The following is a 16,599-nucleotide window of genomic DNA, read 5'->3' on the forward strand; positions in this document are numbered from 1 at the left end:
CGGGCGTCGCCCGAACGCTTTGTAGAGGTGATCCGCTTTCACGGCGATCTCCGATGGTGCAACAGGGGTCGCGGGCACGGTTTCGGGAGTGTGGGTAATGTCGCTCACGGGTTTCTGAGGGCACGCAGACAACCCGTGTGCGGGTGTCGCGGCATTCGCTCGTGTCGGACGGGTAGGCGCTGACTGCCTCGGCGCCACCGGCGAAGCAGGAGCGATCATGGGATCACTTCATCAGGTCCTCACCATACGCATACGGCTGTTCCATGAAAATGGGGGCTACGCCTGCGCGTCCTCGGTGAATTCGTGTTGGTACATATATAAGTTAGCACAGTCACATTTCGACGCCGGGAAACATTTTCGGTGCACCGAAAAAATGGGTGCCTCACGCCGACAGAGCGGATGCCGCCCGGGTCACTGCACCGGACGGCATCCACTGGTCTTACGGGGTTCGAGCGCGGGGCGTTTACACGCCGGCGGTCACCTTCTTCGACGCGGCGGAGGCATCCGCTTCGGAGGGCTCGGCTGCGGCGTGCGCGGCCGGCTCGGTGAAGTGGCTGTGCGCGAGCATCGTCGACTCGTCGAAGGGCTCGAGCTTGTTGAGCACCCGGTCGACCTGGGGCATGTCGATCTCCTTGGTCCACTTGCCGATGACGACCGTAGCCACCGCGTTGCCGGTGAAGTTGGTCAGCGCGCGGGCCTCGCTCATGAAGCGGTCGATGCCCACGATGAAGCCGACGCCATCGACGAGCTGCGGGGCGTGGGCCTGCAGTCCGGCGGCCAAGGTGGCGAGGCCTGCACCGCTGACGCCGGCGGCACCCTTCGACGCGATGATCATGAAGACGAGCAGGCCGATCTGCTCCGGCAGGCTGAGCGGCTGGCCGAGCGCCGTCGCGATGAACAGCGACGCCATGGTCAGGTAGATCGCCGTGCCGTCGAGGTTGAAGGAATACCCGGTCGGAACCGTGATTCCCACCACCGGCTTCGAGACGCCGAGGTGTTCCATCTTGGCGATCAGGCGCGGCAGGGCTGCCTCGGACGAGCTCGTGGAGAAGATCAGCAGGTACTCGCGGGCGAGGTAGCGCATGAGCTTGAAGATGTTCACGCCGGTGACGATCTTGAGCATGCCGCCGAGAATGACCACGATGAAGAGGATGCAGGTGATGTAGAAGGCGATCATGAGGGTGAAGAGACTGATGATGGCCTGGATGCCGGTCGCGCCGACGACCGCGGCGATCGCACCGAAGGCGCCGATCGGGGCGAGCCACATGATCATGATCAGGATGCGGAAGACGAGGGCCTGCAGGTGGGCGATGCCGCGCAGGATGGGCAGTCCGGCCGGGCCCATCTTCTGCAGGGCGAAGCCGGCGATCAGGGCCACGAACAGGGTCTGCAGAATGTTGCCCGCGGTCAGGGCCGAGACCAGCGTGGTCGGGATGATCCCGAGCAGAAAGCCCTCGGTGTCAGCCGCTTCGGGCGCTTCGTAGGTCGCGCCCTGGATGTTGAGTCCCTCGCCGGGGTGGATCAGGTTGCCGACGACCAGGCCGATGCCGAGTGCGAAGGTCGACATGACGATGAAGTAGCCGAGCGCGAGCCCGCCCACCTTGCCCACGGTCGCGGCCTTGGCGATCGAACCGATGCCGAGAATGATCGTGCAGAAGATGATCGGCGAGATCATCATGCGGATCAAAGCGATGAACGCGTCGCCGAGGGGCTTGAGGCCGACGGCGAAGCCCTCCGGGCCGCCCCAGATGAGGCCGACCGCGATGCCGAGCACCACGGCGACGATGACGGCCATGTAGAGAAAGTGTGACGAGTCGAGGCGCTTGCGGGGTTTCTTGCCGCCGGTCTCGGTCGTACGAGCGGATGCTGACGATGCCATGGCAGACTCCTTTGTCTAGGCTTGAGGGCGTTCCGAGTGGAACCTCCATGCTGTGCTGCTACTGGGTTATACAGTGGTCGAGGTGGCGGCATCCGTCACGGTTGCGGTCGTATTGGTCACGGCGGACAGTTTCACGCGGGCACGTTCGGCGGGCACGTTCAGTCGGGCACGTTCAGTCGGGCACGTTCAGGCGGGCACGTTCAGGCATAGGGAGCATCGTGGTGAAGGGCTGGAGCATTGCGCGCCGCCTGTTCTGGGCGCACGCGCTGTTCATCGTGGTGCTCACGGCCTTCGTGGGCACGGCAGCCTTCGTGGATGCCCGCGACCGCGGCTTCGACGACGCCGAGAGCCGCATGCTCGCGATCGCGACGTCGATCGCCGACAGCCCGCTGACCCTCGCCGCGAGCCAGTCGAGCGATCCGAGCAGCACCCTGCAGCCCTACGCCCTCCAGGTCACCCGGGATGCGCGGCTCGACTTCATCACGATCATGGCCCCCGACCGTACCCGATGGACGCACCCGACGGCATCCGAAATCGGCAAGCCGTACATCGGCGCGATCGACACCGCCCTCGCCGGAAATCCGCTGACCGAGGTCAGCACCGGCACGCTGGGGCCGTCGGTACGAGCGGTCGTGCCGATCGTCGATGACGCCGGGATCGTGCACGGCCTGGTCGCAGCGGGCACGACCACAAGCAGCGTGACGATCGCCCTCAACGCCCGGCTTCCAGCCGTACTCGGCCTGTCGCTCGGCCTGCTCGCGGCGGGGTCGATCGTGTCCCTGCTGCTCGGCCGCTACCTGCGCCGGGTGACTCTCGGGTGGGGGCCCGAGCAGCTCGCGCAACTCTTCGTCTATTACGACTCGGTGCTGCACTCGGTGCGGGAGGGACTCGTTCTCGTCGACCCGAACGGCACCCTGCTGCTCTATAACGACCAGGCCGCCCGGCTGCTCGGAATTGCGCCGCGCACGCCCTCCGCGGGCATTCCGGTCAGCCTGCCGCACCTCGGCCTGCCGGCCAGCCTCGACGAACTGCTGCGCAGCGGACGGGCCGCCCACGACGAAATCCATCTGACGGCGACCCGCGTTCTCGTCGTCAGCCAGGAACCCGCCGAGACGTCGGGCCGCAGCGGCTGGGTCAGCGGCTGGGGCTGGGCGAAGCGGATGCGCCGTGCCCCGGCCCCGATGGGCCGCGTCGTCACGATCCGCGACCACACCGACCTGCAGTCCCTCGGCAACGAACTGCAGTCGATGCGCACCCTGTCGGAAGCCCTGCGCGCGCAGACCCACGAGCACTCGAATCGCCTGCACACGATCGTGTCGCTCATGGAGCTCGGGCGCACCGAGGAAGCCCTCGAGTTCGCGACCCAGGACCTCGAGCTCAGCCAGCAGCTGACCGACGAGATGCTCAGTTCCGTCGATGAACCGGTCATCAGCGCCCTGATCATGGGCAAGGCCGCCCAGGCCAACGAACTGGGCATCGCGCTGAACGTCACCGCGTCCGGCAACCTCACCGATTCGGGCCTCTCGGTGCAGGACCTCGTGACCGTGCTCGGAAATCTGGTCGACAATGCGCTCGATGCCGCCGCATCCGCTGCCGCCTCGGGGGTCCGGCCGCGCCGCGTTGACGTCGGGGTGAGCGAAACCGACGGCGCCGTCATCATCGAGGTGGGCGACAGCGGGCCGGGCGTCGATCCGCAGGCGGCCGAGGACATTCTGCGGCTGGGGTTCAGCACGAAGGAGCCGGGAAGCTATGGCCGCGGGCTGGGCCTCGCGCTCGTGCGGCAGGCCGTGGTTCGTCTCGGTGGCACGCTCACCATCGGCCGCGGAATGAGCGACGCCCTGACGGGTGCGGTCTTCACGGTCACCATCCCGGCGGCGGCCCGCGTCGGCGTTCCCGAGGAGATCCCCCATGTCTGACGACACGTCTGACCCCACGTTGTCCGCAGCGGCCGGGACCGCCGGCGTTTCCGGGTCAGCCGGAACGGCGGGCGCGGCCGACCTGATCCGGGTGCTCGTCGTCGAAGACGAACCCCTCGCCGCCGAGGCCCACGCCGTCTACATCGGGCGCCTCGAGGGGTTCGTGCTGGCCGGCTCCGCCGCCACCGGGCAGGCGGCGTTGCGCCAGCTCGCCGCCGCCGAGGCGGCCGGCACGCCGATCGACCTCGTGCTCATGGACATGAACCTGCCCGACCAGCACGGCCTCGACATCAGCCGACGGATGCGCGCGGCCGGCCTGACCACGGACATCATCGCCATCACCGCGGTGCGCGAACTCGACAATGTGCGCAACGCCATCGCCGCGGGTGTTGTGCAGTACCTGATCAAGCCCTTCACCTACGCGACGTTCGCGAAGAAGCTCACGAGCTACCGCGAGTTTCGCACGCAGCTGAACGCGCACGCAACGGTCGCTAACCAGTCCGAGGTCGACCAGGCCTTCGCGAGCCTGCGCTCCCCCGCGAGCGCGACCCGGCCCAAGGGCCTCGCCGATGACACCCTCGCCAGGGTCGTCGCTTTCCTGCAACAGCAGAACGAACCGTTGTCGGCGTCGGAGATCACCGACCAGCTCGGCATGAGCCGGGTCACGGCCCGTCGCTACCTCGAGTACCTCGCCGATTCGGGCAGCGTGCTGCGGTCGCCGCGCTACGGCACCCCGGGCCGCCCCGAGAACGAGTACCGATGGCGGGCCTGAGGGCCACTAACCCGCCTGGTGAATGATCTGGATGAGGTTACCGCAGGTGTCATCGAGCACCGCGATGGTCACCGGCCCCATGGTGAGAGGCTCCTGCGTGAAGCGCACCCCGAGGGCGAGCAGCCGCTCGTACTCGGTGGCGACGTCGTCAACGGTGAACTGGGTGAAGGGGATGCCGTCGGCGACGAGGGCGTCCTTGAACGGCTTCGCGGCGGGGTGTCCGCTCGGCTCGAGGAGCAGTTCGGTGCCCTCCGGGTCGTCCGGGGACACGACGGTCAGCCAGCGATCCTCGCCCAGGGGAACATCGTGCTTCGTCACGAAGCCGAGCTTCTCGGTGTAGAACCGATGGGCTTTCTCCTGGTCGTCGACGAGCACGCTCGTGATGGTGATTCTCATGGGGACTCCCTCTGACCTGCTCGTGGTGGTGCATCCATTTTCGCAGGGTTGGCGGCCACCTGCGGGCTCGGTTGAGATCAGTGTGATCGGGCAGGTCGGGCAGGTCGGGCAGGTCAGGCAGGTCGGGCAGGTCAGGCAGGTCAGGCAGGTCAGGCAGGTCAGGCAGGTCAGGCAGGTCAGGCAGGTCAGGCAGGTCAGGCAGGTCAGGCAGGTCAGGCAGGTCAGGCGGATCACGGTGGTGCGCGAGTCCTGGCCTGGAGCAGGAACGAAGGGCGCTGGGGATTCGCTCGCCGACGGGCCGGAGCGTTGGCCCAAGTACCGCGACCAACGGGCTGGTTCGCGGGCTCGCGGGCACGAGGTGTCACAGATTGCCCCATGGTGCTCGTGAGGTGTCACAGATTGCCCCATGAAGGCCAACGAAGGGGCCATCTCTGACACTTCGCGGCCGTATTTCTTCGTCAAGGGGCGTTCTGTGACACTTCGCGGGCGAAGTGGCAGAGATCGCCCCTTGGCGATGAGCTCGAGCCACTCTGAAGGGGCCATCTGTGACACTTCGTGGCCGGAGGCCGACACCATGGGGCCATCTGTGACACGTCGCGGCACGAGTCTCGTTCTGATCGGCCCGTGCGCCTGAAAACTGCTCGTGCGCCTGGCCTGCCACCCGCACGAGCAGTTGTGAAGCGCATGAACCCGTGAGCAGGCCCGTATCGGGCGCAGGAGCAGGTTTCGAGCGCACCAGAGTGTGCACGTGTGCGGAGCACCAGCAGCTTTCAGGCGCACGACCGCAGAAGCGCGCAATTTTCGGGCGCACGAGCTAAGTTTCGAGCGCAGAGCGACGGGGTCTCAGACCCAGCCCGGGCGTGCAGGCACGAAAAAGCCCCGTTTCAGCGGCGGCATGCCGATGAAACGGGGCTGGTGGTGCACCCCCCGGGACTTGAACCCGGAACCCACTGATTAAGAGTCAGTTGCTCTGCCAATTGAGCTAGAGGTGCATGTGAGGCAGCGATTCAACCCGCGGCAACGTGTAACCCTAACACCCCGAAGCGCCACAATGCCAATCGAGCCGAGAGTGCGGCGTGTGGAGCCGTCATTACTATCCTTGAGAGGGTGACCGAGCCCCTGCAGCACCCCCAGATTCCCCGCCCACACGCTACCGATATCGCCGCCGACCTGCGGCTCGCCCTCGAGCTGGCCGATGCGGCCGACGCGATCTCCCGTGCTCGGTTCACCGCACTCGACCTCGTCATCACGACGAAACCCGATCGCACCCCGGTGACGGATGCCGACCAGGCCGTGGAGCGGGCCATCCGTCTGCTGCTGGCCGAGCGGCGCCCCGGCGACGGGATCCTCGGCGAGGAGTTCGGCACCGAGGGCTCCACCGAACGCCAGTGGATCATCGACCCGATCGACGGCACGGCCGGGTTCCTGCGCGGCATCCCGATCTGGGCGACCCTGATCGCGCTCGCGGTCGATGGGGTTCCCGTCGTGGGCGTCGTGAGCGCACCGGCCCTCGGAAAGCGCTGGTGGGCATCCGTCGGCGCAGGCGCCTGGTCGAGCGATGAGCGCACGCCGCACGCCGCACCCAGCCGCCTGCAGGTGTCGGCCGTGGCCGAGCTCGCCGACGCGTCCCTCAGCTACAACAGCATCCAGCAGTGGGACCAGACCGGGCACCTCGACGAGCTCGTCTCGCTGTCGCGACGGGTGTGGCGCACCCGCGCGTACGGCGACATGTGGTCATACATGCTGCTCGCCGAGGGACACCTCGACATCGTGGCCGAGTTCGACCTGCAGCCCTACGACATGGGCGCGCTGATCCCGATCGTGCAGGAGGCCGGTGGCGTGTTCACCTCGGTGGATGGCCAGCCGGGCCCGTGGCACGGCAGCGCGCTGGCGACGAACGCTCCGCTGCACGCCGTGACCCTCGCCGCGCTCGCCCCGAGCGCGCCCGTCGAACGCACCGCGCTGGGCTAGTCTTCGTCGAGGTCGTCGGCGCGGGCGCGGCGGCGGCGTTCGCGCCAGGCCCGCGGGTTCAGCAGCAGGATCGGCTTCGGAATGCGCAGCGCGTAGCCGGTCGGCAGAATCCAGCCGTAGCGTTTGGCCAGCAGCGACAGCGCCGCGCCGCTCAGGATCGCCACGAACGACCCGACGACCACGAGCCCGAGGGTGCTGAGCACCCACATCAGGCTGCTCGCGAGCAGGGCGCTCGTGGCGTAGAGGGTATTGCCGCCGAAAATCGAGGGCACCTTGAGCAGCATGATGTCCCGCACCATCCCGCCACCGACTGCCGTGATGATGCCGAGCAGAATCGCGGGCATCCAGCCGAGACCCGCCTCGAGGGCCCGCTGCACTCCCACCGACGACCAACAACCCACGGCGAGCGCATCGAGCAAGAGCAGCACCCGCCGCGACCAGCGCCCGTTGAACGTCACGAAGTAGGCGATCACCCCGCCGAAAACGGCCGTCATGAGGTAGGCCGGGTCGCTGAGGGCGACCGGCATGCCCTGCTGCAGCAGCGTGTCGCGAATCATGCCGCCGCCGAGGCCCGACATGATCGCGAGAACCACGAAGCCGACGATGTCGAGCCGGGCCGTGCGTGCGGCAACGCCACCCAAAATGGCGTTGGCGAAGACCCCGGCCAGGTCGACGGAGAGAATCACGTCGTTCAGGGCGGCGGTGTCCAGGGTGAGAGCTGCAGGTGTCACTTGCCCTATTCTCTCGCACGTCCTGCTGTCCCCGTGCGCGGGCGACACCCCGCGACACACAGATCTAGGCTGGAGTCATGAGAATCACCGCGTTTTCCGACGTCTGCCTGCGCGTGGTCATGCTGCTCGCGGCGGTTCCGGATTCCGCCCTGACCACCGCGCAGGTTGTCTCCGACGGCGTCGGCACGCCGTACAACCACGTCAGCAAGGCCATCATCCGGCTGCGGGAACTCGGCCTCGTCACCGTCGTGCGCGGCCGGGCCGGCGGTGTGAGTATCAGCGAGGCGGGCCGCACGGTGACGGTCGGCTGGCTGCTGCGCCGCCTCGATACCAGAACGGATGTCGCGGCCTGCGAATCTCCGAACGGCCCCTGCCCGCTGTTGGCCGGCTGCGGCCTGCGCGGGGCGCTCAGCCGCGCCCGGGAGGCCTTCTACGGCGAGCTCGACGGCCTGGTCATTGCGTCCCTCCCCCACAGTCGGGTCTCCGGCCCGGTCCTCGTCGGGCTCAGCACCGGTCCGGCCTGAAGCGACCGCCCGGGCGCCCACAGCCGCGCCTGACGGCATCCATTTTCTACGCAATGTAGAAGAACGTGCTTATTCTGGCATATTTGATGCTACTTTTAAAAAGTACCGCGACATTCCGACATAAGGAGAACGCATGCTTTCGACATCATCCACAGCCCTCATCGAAGCGACCCTGCCGACGGTCGGTGAGCGGATGCCCACCATCGCGCGCAACTTCTACGGCCGGATGCTCACGGCACACCCCGAGTTCTACGATGGACTCTTCAGCCGCTCCAACCAGAAGAGCGGCGCTCAGCAGCAGGCCCTCGCCGCCAGCGTCGCGCACTTCGCCACCCACCTGCTCGCCCACCCCGGAACCTTGCCGGAGCAGCTGCTCGGCCGCATCGCCCACAAGCACATCTCGCTCGGCATCCGCCCCGAGCAGTACGACATCGTCTACAAGTACCTCTTCGAGGCCATCGCCGATGAACTGAGCGACGTCATCACCGCCGAGATCGCCACCGCGTGGACCGAGGTCTACTGGCTCATGGCACACGCCCTGATCAAGCTCGAAAACGGTCTCTACGCCGGGCTGGCCAGCGACATCGCTCTCGCCCCCTGGACCGTGACCAAGCGGGAAGCCGCCGGCACCGACGCCGTGACCTTCACCCTCGTGCCCGGCGACGACACCCCGGTCACCGCGTCCCTTCCGGGCCAGTACGTCGGCGTGTCGGTCGTCATGCCCGACGGCATCACCCAGGTTCGGCAGTACTCGCTGTCGGCCGGTACCGGCACCGACGTGCGCGTCTTCACGACGAAGCTCGACCCCGCCGGCGAGGTATCCCCGGCCCTGCACCGTGACGTGCAGGTCGGCGACACCCTGATTCTGTCCCACCCCTGCGGCGATGTGACGCTCCCCGCCAGCGACGGCCCGCTGATCCTGGCCTCGGCCGGCATCGGCTGCACCCCCGCCGCCTCGATCCTGCGTTCCCTGGCCGAGCAGGACTCCAAGCGCCAGGTCACCGTGCTGCACGCCGAGAGCACCCTCGACCGCTGGGCCCTGCGCGAGCAGATGAACGACGACGTCGAGCAGCTCGATTTCGCGGCCATCGAACTCTGGCTGGAGAACCCCGTCGCCGGCGCCGACGACGGCGCCCACCTCGGCTACATGTCCCTCGACAACGTGACCATCCCGACGGATGCCACGGTCTACCTGTGCGGACCGCTCCCCTTCATGCGCGCCATCCGCACGCAAGCGCTCGAATCAGGCGTGCCGGCCGCCAACATCCACTACGAGGTCTTCGGCCCCGACCTGTGGCTCGCGTCTGCCTGACAAACCTGACCCGGCCCGCGGGTCGCGTCATCGGTGCCGCCGTCCACGCCTCCACGTGGCCGGCGGCACCGTCGTCGTCTCACCCGGTGCAGGGCGACCCGGCGCAGGGCGACCCGGTGCAGGGCGACCCGGTTAAGCTGCAGCTATGACCGATGCAGTGAATACGACCGGCGATCACGCCTCAGTCGCCCCGCGACGACCACGCCCTGTCACCCGCGAGGGTTCGGCCGGCAGGGCGCTGCTTCAGTACCTGCACGAACAGGTGCACGTGCTGCACGAGCAGGATCCCCGCGTGCGCGAGAACGCCCCCGACGCCGTGCACACCATGCGCACCGCCACCCGGCGGTTGCGCTCGGCGCTGGCGAGCTACCGCAGCCTGCTCGACCCCGAGACCGCCGATCGGCTGCGCGACGAGCTGCGCTGGCTGGCCGGTGTGCTCGGCATCGCCCGCGACGCCGAGGTACTGCACGAGCGCCTGCGTGATGAGGTCACCGAGGAGCCGGCCGGGCGCGGCGCGCGGCTCGGCGCCGGGGCCAGCACGGGGGCCACCGCCAACGCGATCGATGAGCTCCTGGCCTCCGGCGTGCAGAGCGCGCAACTGACCGTGCTCGACGTGTTGAACTCGGAGCGCTATTTCCAGCTGCTCGCGTCCCTGGCCGAGCTGCTCGAGAACCCACCGCTGAGCTCGGAGGCGAACCTTCCGTCGCGTCGCGTCGCCCGCAACGAAATCGACGCGGACGTCACACGCCTGCGCCGTGCCGTCGGCACCGCGCAGGCCCTGCCCGCGGGCACGGAACGGGACCGGGCCCTGCACGACGTGCGCAAACGTGCCAAGCGCCTGCGGTACGCCGCGGAAGCTGCGGTCACGGTCGACCCCAAACGGGCATCCCGCATGGTCGCCCTCGCCCGGGGCCTGCAGGAGGCGCTCGGCGAGCACCAGGACAGTGTTGTGGCCCGGACCGTGTTGGTTCGGCTCGGCGCCGAGGCCCACGCTCGCGGCGAGGACGCCTTCGGTTTCGGCCGGCTTCATGCCCTCGAGGAGATGCGCGCCACGGCGGCCGAGGTGCGTTTCCGCCGGCACTGGCGTGCGCTCCTGCGCGCCCTCTGATTGGTCGTCTGATTGGTCGTCGGCACATGATTGGTCGTTGACACAACCTCAGGTTCAGAGCATGATGTGGCACGGTTCCGGCTTCCGGGCCCGATCCTTCGATTCGCGGAGGAACCTCAACGATGAGGAGTGAACTGTGCAGATTCCGGCCGCCTTCGACTATGTGCGGGCCAGCACCGTCGACAATGCCCTGGCCCTTCTCGAGCGACACGGACCCGAGTCACGCATCCTCGCCGGTGGTCACAGCCTGCTACCGATGATGAAGCTGCGGTTGGCCCGGCCCGAATGGCTCATCGACATCAACGACCTGTTCGAGCTGGACTTCGTCGTGCATGACACGAGCGGACCGGACGCGGGCACCCTCCGCATCGGCGCCCTCACCCGGCACACGACCCTGCTCGAATCCGCCCAGATCGAGGCGCTGTTCCCGATCATCACCGACGCCGAGAAAGTCATCGCCGACCCGATCGTGCGCAACCGTGGCACCATCGGCGGGTCGCTCTGCCAGGCCGACCCGGCCGAAGACCTGTCCACCGTCTGCGAGGTGCTCGGAGCGATCGCGGTCATTCGCGGGGCCGGCGGGCAACGCCTGCTCTCGATGGACGAGTTTCACCGTGGCCCCTACGAGACCGCCGTCGCGCACAACGAGATCCTGTGCGAAGTCCGCCTTCCGGTGCGTTCCCGCACCGGAAGCGCCTACGAGAAGGTCGAGCGGCGAGTCGGTGACTGGGCCGTCGCCGCCGCCGGCGCATCCCTCACGCTGGCCCCCGACGGCACGATCGAGGCTGCCGCCATCGGGCTGACCGCGGTCGGACAGACCGGCACCGTGACCGAAGCGGCCGCCGTACTGGTGGGCCGGCAACCGACCGAGGCACTCTTCGTGGAGGCCGGGCGCCTCGCATCCGTCGCCTGCGACCCCATTGCCGACCAGCGCGGCCCGATCGACTATAAGCGGCACCTCGCCGACGAACTCACCCGCCGGGTGCTGCGCCGGGCCTTCGCTCGCGCGGCCGCCAGCGAAGGCCCGAACGCCCCCGCACCCGCGACTCAGGAAGGCTGACACCATGCAGGTCACCATGACGGTGAACGGCACCGACATCACCGAAGAGATCGAACCGCGAGTACTGCTCGTGCATTTCATCCGCGACGTGTTGCGCCTGACGGGCACGCACTGGGGCTGTGACACGTCGAACTGCGGCACCTGCGTGGTGCTGATGGACGGCCAGCCGGTGAAGAGTTGCACCGTGCTCGCGATGATGGCCGACGGGCATTCGATCACGACGGTCGAGGGCCTCGCGACCGGGGCGGTACTCGATCCCGTGCAGCAGGGCTTCATGGAGGAGCACGGCCTGCAGTGCGGATTCTGCACCCCGGGCATGATGCTCACCGCTCGCGCCCTGCTCGACCACAATCCGCACCCCGACGACACCGAGATTCGCCAGGCGATCTCGGGCCAGATCTGCCGCTGCACCGGCTACGCCACCATCGTGCGCTCCGTGAAATGGGCCGCCGAGCATCCGGTCCTCTCCAACGCCGACACCGACACCGACAGCGACGCCGACGCCGACAGCGCGCACGGCGCGACCGCGGACGAGGTGCGCGCATGACCCTCCTCGAAGACCGCCCGACCAATCCGGCGGCGGGAGACGACAACCGGCCCATCGGCTACGGCCGCATACAGCGCAAAGAAGACCCCCGCTTCGTGCGCGGCAAGGGCCACTACGTCGACGACATCGTGCTGCCCGGCATGCTGCACGGCGCGATCCTGCGCGCCCCGGTCGCCCACGCCCGGCTCGTGTCGATCGACACCAGCGAGGCCCTCGCCCACCCGGGCGTGCACGCCGTCATCACCGGAACAGACCTGCAGGCCCTCGGCCTGGCTTGGGCGCCGACCCTGTCGATGGACGTACAGGCCGTGCTCGTGACCGACAAGGTGCGCTTTCAGGGCCAGGAGGTCGCGTTCGTCGTCGCCGACGACCGCTACGCCGCCCGCGACGCGCTCGAACTGATCCGAGTCGACTACGACCTGCTGCCCCCGGTGATCGATGCCCGCACCGCCCTCGACCCCGGTGCTCCCGTCATTCGCGACGACCTCGAAGGCCGCACCGACAATCACATCTTCGACTGGGAGGCCGGCGACGCCACCGAGACCGACGCCGTCTTCGCGGCAGCGGATGTCGTCGTCAGCCAGGAGATCATCTACCCGCGGGTGCACCCCGCGCCCATGGAAACGTGTGGCGCCGTCGCCGACTTCGATCCCATCGACGGCCGACTGACCCTCTACGAGACCACCCAGGCCCCGCACGCCCACCGCACGCTGTTCGCGATGGTCGCCGGCATCCCGGAGCACAAGATTCGCGTCGTCTCCCCCGACATCGGCGGCGGCTTCGGCAACAAGGTGGGCATCTACCCCGGCTACATTCTCGCGGTCGTCGGCTCGATCGTCACCGGCAAACCGGTGAAATGGGTCGAAGACCGGTCCGAGAACCTGATGTCCACCTCGTTCGCCCGCGACTACATCATGCAGGGCTCCATTGCCGCCACGAAAGACGGCACGATCCTGGGCCTGCGCACGAACGTGCTCGCCGACCACGGCGCGTTCAACGCGACGGCGCAGCCCACGAAATACCCCGCCGGCTTCTTCCACATCTTCACCGGCAGCTACGACCTCAAGGCCGCACACTGCACGGTCACCGGCGTCTACACGAACAAGGCCCCCGGCGGGGTCGCCTATGCATGCTCGTTCCGGGTGACCGAAGCGGTCTACCTCGTCGAGCGGATGGTCGACATCCTCGCCGCGAAGCTCGGCATGGACCCGGCCGAGCTGCGCCTGAAGAACTTCATCAAGCCCGAACAGTTTCCCTACGCCAACAAGACCGGCTGGGAGTACGACTCGGGCAACTATGAGCCCACCATGCGGCTTTCCATGCAGATGGCCGGCTACGACGAGCTGCGCCAGGAACAGAAAGAGAAGCGTGAGCGCGGGGAGCTGATGGGCATCGGCATCTCGTTCTTCACCGAGACCGTCGGCGCCGGACCCCGCAAGCACATGGATATTCTCGGCCTCGGCATGAACGACGGCGCCGAACTGCGCGTGCATCCCACCGGCAAGGCCGTGGTGCGCATCTCGGTGCAGAGCCAGGGCCAGGGCCATGAGACGACGTTCGCCCAGATCGTCGCCGAAGAGCTCGGCATCCCGCCGGAGGACATCGACGTGGTGCACGGCGACACCGACCAGACGCCGTTCGGCCTCGGCACCTACGGCAGCCGCTCGACCCCGGTCAGCGGCGGGGCCGTCGCCCTCGTGGCCCGCAAGGTGCGCGAGAAGGCGAGGTTCATCGCGGCCGCGATGCTCGAAACCCGGCCGGAAGACCTCGAGTGGGAGAAGGGCCGCTGGTTCGTCAAGGGCGACCCGAGCATCGGCAAGACCGTCGCCGAGATCGCGATGGGCGCCCACGGCACCGTCGCCCTGCCGGAGGGCATTGACGGCAACCTCGACGCGGAGGTCACCTACGATCCGCCGAACCTGACCTTTCCGTTCGGTGCCTACATCTGCGTCGTCGACATCGATCCCGGCACCGGGCACGTGAAGGTGCGCCGCTTCATCGCGGTCGACGACTGCGGCACCCGCATCAACCCGATGATCATCGAGGGCCAGGTGCACGGCGGGCTGACGGATGGCGTGGGCATGGCCCTGATGGAAATCATCGAGTTCGACACCGAGGGCAACTGCCTCGGCGGCTCCTTCATGGACTACCTCATTCCCACCGCGATGGAGGTGCCCGACTGGGAGACCGGCTTCACCGTGACCCCCTCGCCGCACCACCCGATCGGCGCCAAGGGTATCGGCGAATCGGCCACGGTCGGCTCCCCGCCGGCCATTGTCAACGCGGTCGTCGACGCCCTCGCCCCGTTCGGGATCACCCACATGGACATGCCGTGCACGCCGGCCCGGGTGTGGGAGGCCATGCAGGGCCGACCGCGCCCGCCGATCTAGAAGGGGCCCGATGTCGACAATCCTGCATGCCGAGCAGCTCGCCGCACGCCGCGAGCCCTTTGTGCGCGCGACCGTGGTTCGTGCGCAGCGCCCCACGAGCGCGCACGCCGGCGACACGGCCCTCATACTCGGCTCAGGCGTCATCGACGGGTTCGTCGGTGGTGCCTGTGTCGAGGCCTCGGTGCGCACCTACGGCCTGCAAGTGCTCGCGTCGCGGGAGCCGCTGCTGCTGCGGGTTGTGCCCGGCCCCGGCGGTGGTGGTGCCGCGGGGTCCACGGGCGGGTCGGTCACCGCGGATGCCCCGGCGGAGGACGGCGCGGTGCAGGACGGCGCGGTGCAGGTGACGAACCCCTGCCTGAGCGGCGGCACCATCGAGATTTTCCTGGAACCGCAGATCCCGCTGCCACGCATCATCGTGGTCGGCGCCACCCCCGTCGCGCAGGCCCTGGCCGCGCTCGGTTCCGCCCTCGGCTTTGATGCCGTGCTCACCGACGGCGCGGCAGCCGCGCCGCTCGGCGACGATGCGGCACTCATCGTCGCCTCCCACGGCCGCGAGGAAGAACCCGCCCTGAGCAGGGCCCTGCGTGCGGGAGTGCCCTATGTTGCGCTGGTTGCCAGCCGAACCCGGGGCCGCGCGGTTCTCGATTCTCTCGACGTCACCGACGAGCAGCGCGCTCAGGTTGTCAGCCCGGCCGGTCTCGATCTCGGGGCGCGCACCGCTGCCGAGATCGCCCTGTCCGTCTTCGCCCAGCTCGTGCAACTGCGCGCCGCCGCGCGCGCCCACGACCACTCCGGGCCTGCACCGGTCCGGCCCGCCCCGTCGTATCCGTCGCCCGACGCGATCGACCCGGTCTGCGGCATGTCCGTCGCCGCGGTGCCGGCCTCGATCCATCTCGAAACCGAGACCGGCGCGGTGTATTTCTGTTCCGACGGATGCCGCACCGCTTACGTCACCCGTGGGGCCCCGCTCGAGCACGCCACATGAGCGGTTCCGGGCACGACGACCGGCCGCGGCGCGGGGCGGGGCCCGCGGTGCGCCGCCTCATCCCCGACGTCGAGGCCCTGCAGCGCGCGTTCGATGCCGACGACTACCTGACCGACGAGGGCCTCGCTACCGCGGTCTTCCTGGCGCTCAGCCTCGCACAGCCGCTGCTGCTCGAGGGGGAACCGGGCGTGGGTAAAACCGAGGTGGCCAAGACGCTCGCGCGGGTGCTTGGCACGCCGCTGTTTCGCCTGCAGTGTTACGAGGGGATCGATGCCGGTGAAGCCCTCTACGAGTGGAATTACCCGCGCCAGCTTCTGGGCATCCGGGTCGCGGAGGCCCGCAGCGACACCCTGACCGAACACGAGCTGTTCAGCGCCGACTACCTTCTGCACCGCCCGATGCTGCAGGCGGTCGAGCATGCCGGCCCGCTCCCCGCGGTGCTGCTGCTCGATGAGATCGACCGGGCCGATGCCGAGTTCGAGGCCTTCACGTTCGAGCTTCTCGCCGAGGCCTCGGTCACGATCCCCGAACTCGGCACCGTACGCGCGTCGCATCCGCCGATCGTGATCCTCACCTCCAACCGCACCCGCGACCTGCACGACGCCCTCACCCGGCGGTGCCTCTACCACTGGATCGACTACCCCACACCGGAGCGCGTCGCGGCGATCGTGCGGCGCCGGGTGCCGGGCAGTTCGGCGCCACTTGCCCTCGAAACGGCCGCCGCCATCACCAGGCTGCGCTCGCTCGACCTCGTGAAGCCGCCCGGTATCGCCGAGGCGATCGACTGGGTGTCCGCTCTGGCCGTGCTCGGCGTCGACCACCTCGCGGCGCCGCACGTCGAGCAGACCTGGGGCATGGTGCTGAAGAACCGGGACGACCTCGAGCTGGCCGGCGCGCGCGGCGCGGCCTGGCTGGCCGGCGCTCCCCTGCATGCTCCCGGTGGCGAGCGTGGCTGACCGGGCCGCGCTGGCGGTCGGGCTGACGACGGCGCTGCGCCGGGCGGGGCTG

At 68.5% G+C, this 16,599-nt stretch carries 14 protein-coding genes and 1 tRNA gene; 11 read left to right on the forward strand and 4 right to left on the reverse strand.

Features of this window, described 5'->3' with window-relative positions; translation table 11 throughout:
- Positions 1 to 463: 463 nt before the first annotated feature.
- Complete coding sequence (locus D6T64_RS21945) at positions 464 to 1,879, reverse strand: cation:dicarboxylate symporter family transporter (protein WP_119976799.1); 1,416 nt, start codon at positions 1,877 to 1,879, stop codon at positions 464 to 466.
- 218 nt (positions 1,880 to 2,097) lie between these two features.
- On the opposite strand from D6T64_RS21945, the gene D6T64_RS21950 reads away from it, so the two are divergent.
- Together D6T64_RS21950 and D6T64_RS21955 are read left to right on the forward strand one after the other, a co-directional pair.
- Positions 2,098 to 3,795: a sensor histidine kinase gene (locus tag D6T64_RS21950; protein WP_119976800.1), complete on the forward strand. Its 1,698-nt coding sequence runs from the start codon at positions 2,098 to 2,100 to the stop codon at positions 3,793 to 3,795.
- Entirely contained in the window at positions 3,788 to 4,567 is a 780-nt protein-coding gene (locus tag D6T64_RS21955; RefSeq protein WP_119976801.1) for a response regulator, read from the forward strand. The genes D6T64_RS21950 and D6T64_RS21955 overlap by 8 nt, the downstream gene beginning before the upstream one ends.
- Before the next feature lie 6 nt (positions 4,568 to 4,573).
- Here D6T64_RS21955 and D6T64_RS21960 read toward each other — a convergent pair whose 3' ends face one another.
- Positions 4,574 to 4,963: a VOC family protein gene (locus D6T64_RS21960; RefSeq protein WP_119976802.1), complete on the reverse strand. Its 390-nt coding sequence runs from the start codon at positions 4,961 to 4,963 to the stop codon at positions 4,574 to 4,576.
- Between the two features lie 916 nt (positions 4,964 to 5,879).
- Positions 5,880 to 5,955, reverse strand: a tRNA-Lys gene (locus D6T64_RS21970).
- 115 nt (positions 5,956 to 6,070) lie between these two features.
- Here D6T64_RS21970 and hisN point away from each other — a divergent pair.
- The gene (hisN, locus tag D6T64_RS21975) at positions 6,071 to 6,934 is read left to right on the forward strand and encodes a histidinol-phosphatase (protein WP_233551515.1); all 864 of its coding nucleotides are present in this window, start codon (positions 6,071 to 6,073) and stop codon (positions 6,932 to 6,934) included.
- Here the strand turns inward: hisN and D6T64_RS21980 are convergent.
- Positions 6,931 to 7,665, reverse strand: a complete 735-nt coding sequence (locus D6T64_RS21980; protein ID WP_233551517.1) for a trimeric intracellular cation channel family protein — start codon at positions 7,663 to 7,665, stop codon at positions 6,931 to 6,933. The genes hisN and D6T64_RS21980 overlap by 4 nt on opposite strands.
- Before the next feature lie 77 nt (positions 7,666 to 7,742).
- On the opposite strand from D6T64_RS21980, the gene D6T64_RS21985 reads away from it, so the two are divergent.
- The 8 genes from D6T64_RS21985 to D6T64_RS22020 all read left to right on the forward strand — a co-directional run bounded on the left by D6T64_RS21985 (position 7,743) and on the right by D6T64_RS22020 (position 16,547).
- Positions 7,743 to 8,189 (forward strand): RrF2 family transcriptional regulator, encoded by a 447-nt coding sequence (locus D6T64_RS21985; protein WP_119976803.1) that lies wholly within the window; start codon positions 7,743 to 7,745, stop codon positions 8,187 to 8,189.
- Between the two features lie 133 nt (positions 8,190 to 8,322).
- The gene (locus D6T64_RS21990; protein ID WP_119976804.1) at positions 8,323 to 9,501 is read left to right on the forward strand and encodes a globin domain-containing protein; all 1,179 of its coding nucleotides are present in this window, start codon (positions 8,323 to 8,325) and stop codon (positions 9,499 to 9,501) included.
- A 145-nt stretch (positions 9,502 to 9,646) separates the two neighbouring features.
- The gene (locus tag D6T64_RS21995) at positions 9,647 to 10,609 is read left to right on the forward strand and encodes a CHAD domain-containing protein (RefSeq protein ID WP_119976805.1); all 963 of its coding nucleotides are present in this window, start codon (positions 9,647 to 9,649) and stop codon (positions 10,607 to 10,609) included.
- A 136-nt stretch (positions 10,610 to 10,745) separates the two neighbouring features.
- Positions 10,746 to 11,669 (forward strand): FAD binding domain-containing protein, encoded by a 924-nt coding sequence (locus D6T64_RS22000; protein WP_119976806.1) that lies wholly within the window; start codon positions 10,746 to 10,748, stop codon positions 11,667 to 11,669.
- Positions 11,670 to 11,673: 4 nt separating this feature from the next.
- Positions 11,674 to 12,216: a (2Fe-2S)-binding protein gene (locus D6T64_RS22005; RefSeq protein WP_119976807.1), complete on the forward strand. Its 543-nt coding sequence runs from the start codon at positions 11,674 to 11,676 to the stop codon at positions 12,214 to 12,216.
- On the forward strand, positions 12,213 to 14,606 hold the full coding sequence (locus D6T64_RS22010; RefSeq protein ID WP_119976808.1) for an aerobic carbon-monoxide dehydrogenase large subunit: 2,394 nt from the start codon (positions 12,213 to 12,215) through the stop codon (positions 14,604 to 14,606). Before D6T64_RS22005 ends, D6T64_RS22010 begins: the two co-directional genes overlap by 4 nt.
- Before the next feature lie 10 nt (positions 14,607 to 14,616).
- A complete protein-coding gene (locus tag D6T64_RS22015) occupies positions 14,617 to 15,591 on the forward strand; it encodes an XdhC family protein (protein WP_119976809.1) in 975 nt (324 codons plus the stop codon).
- Positions 15,588 to 16,547 (forward strand): AAA family ATPase, encoded by a 960-nt coding sequence (locus D6T64_RS22020; protein ID WP_119976810.1) that lies wholly within the window; start codon positions 15,588 to 15,590, stop codon positions 16,545 to 16,547. The genes D6T64_RS22015 and D6T64_RS22020 overlap by 4 nt, the downstream gene beginning before the upstream one ends.
- Positions 16,548 to 16,599 lie beyond the last annotated feature (52 nt).

The sequence above is a fragment of the Cryobacterium melibiosiphilum genome (assembly GCF_003602235.1).
Classification (GTDB): Bacteria; Actinomycetota; Actinomycetes; order Actinomycetales; family Microbacteriaceae; genus Cryobacterium; species Cryobacterium melibiosiphilum.

Bases quoted from the DNA above. Each gene is read 5' to 3' on its own strand.
- D6T64_RS21990 (WP_119976804.1), top strand. From the start codon at position 8,323: ATGCTTTCGACATCATCCACAGCCCTCATCGAAGCGACCCTGCCGACG.
- D6T64_RS22020 (WP_119976810.1), top strand. From the start codon at position 15,588: ATGAGCGGTTCCGGGCACGACGACCGGCCGCGGCGCGGGGCGGGGCCC.
- D6T64_RS21945 (WP_119976799.1), bottom strand. From the start codon at position 1,879: ATGGCATCGTCAGCATCCGCTCGTACGACCGAGACCGGCGGCAAGAAA.
- D6T64_RS22005 (WP_119976807.1), top strand. From the start codon at position 11,674: ATGCAGGTCACCATGACGGTGAACGGCACCGACATCACCGAAGAGATC.
- D6T64_RS21995 (WP_119976805.1), top strand. From the start codon at position 9,647: ATGACCGATGCAGTGAATACGACCGGCGATCACGCCTCAGTCGCCCCG.
- D6T64_RS21960 (WP_119976802.1), bottom strand. From the start codon at position 4,963: ATGAGAATCACCATCACGAGCGTGCTCGTCGACGACCAGGAGAAAGCC.
- D6T64_RS21985 (WP_119976803.1), top strand. From the start codon at position 7,743: ATGAGAATCACCGCGTTTTCCGACGTCTGCCTGCGCGTGGTCATGCTG.
- D6T64_RS22015 (WP_119976809.1), top strand. From the start codon at position 14,617: ATGTCGACAATCCTGCATGCCGAGCAGCTCGCCGCACGCCGCGAGCCC.
- D6T64_RS22010 (WP_119976808.1), top strand. From the start codon at position 12,213: ATGACCCTCCTCGAAGACCGCCCGACCAATCCGGCGGCGGGAGACGAC.
- D6T64_RS21955 (WP_119976801.1), top strand. From the start codon at position 3,788: ATGTCTGACGACACGTCTGACCCCACGTTGTCCGCAGCGGCCGGGACC.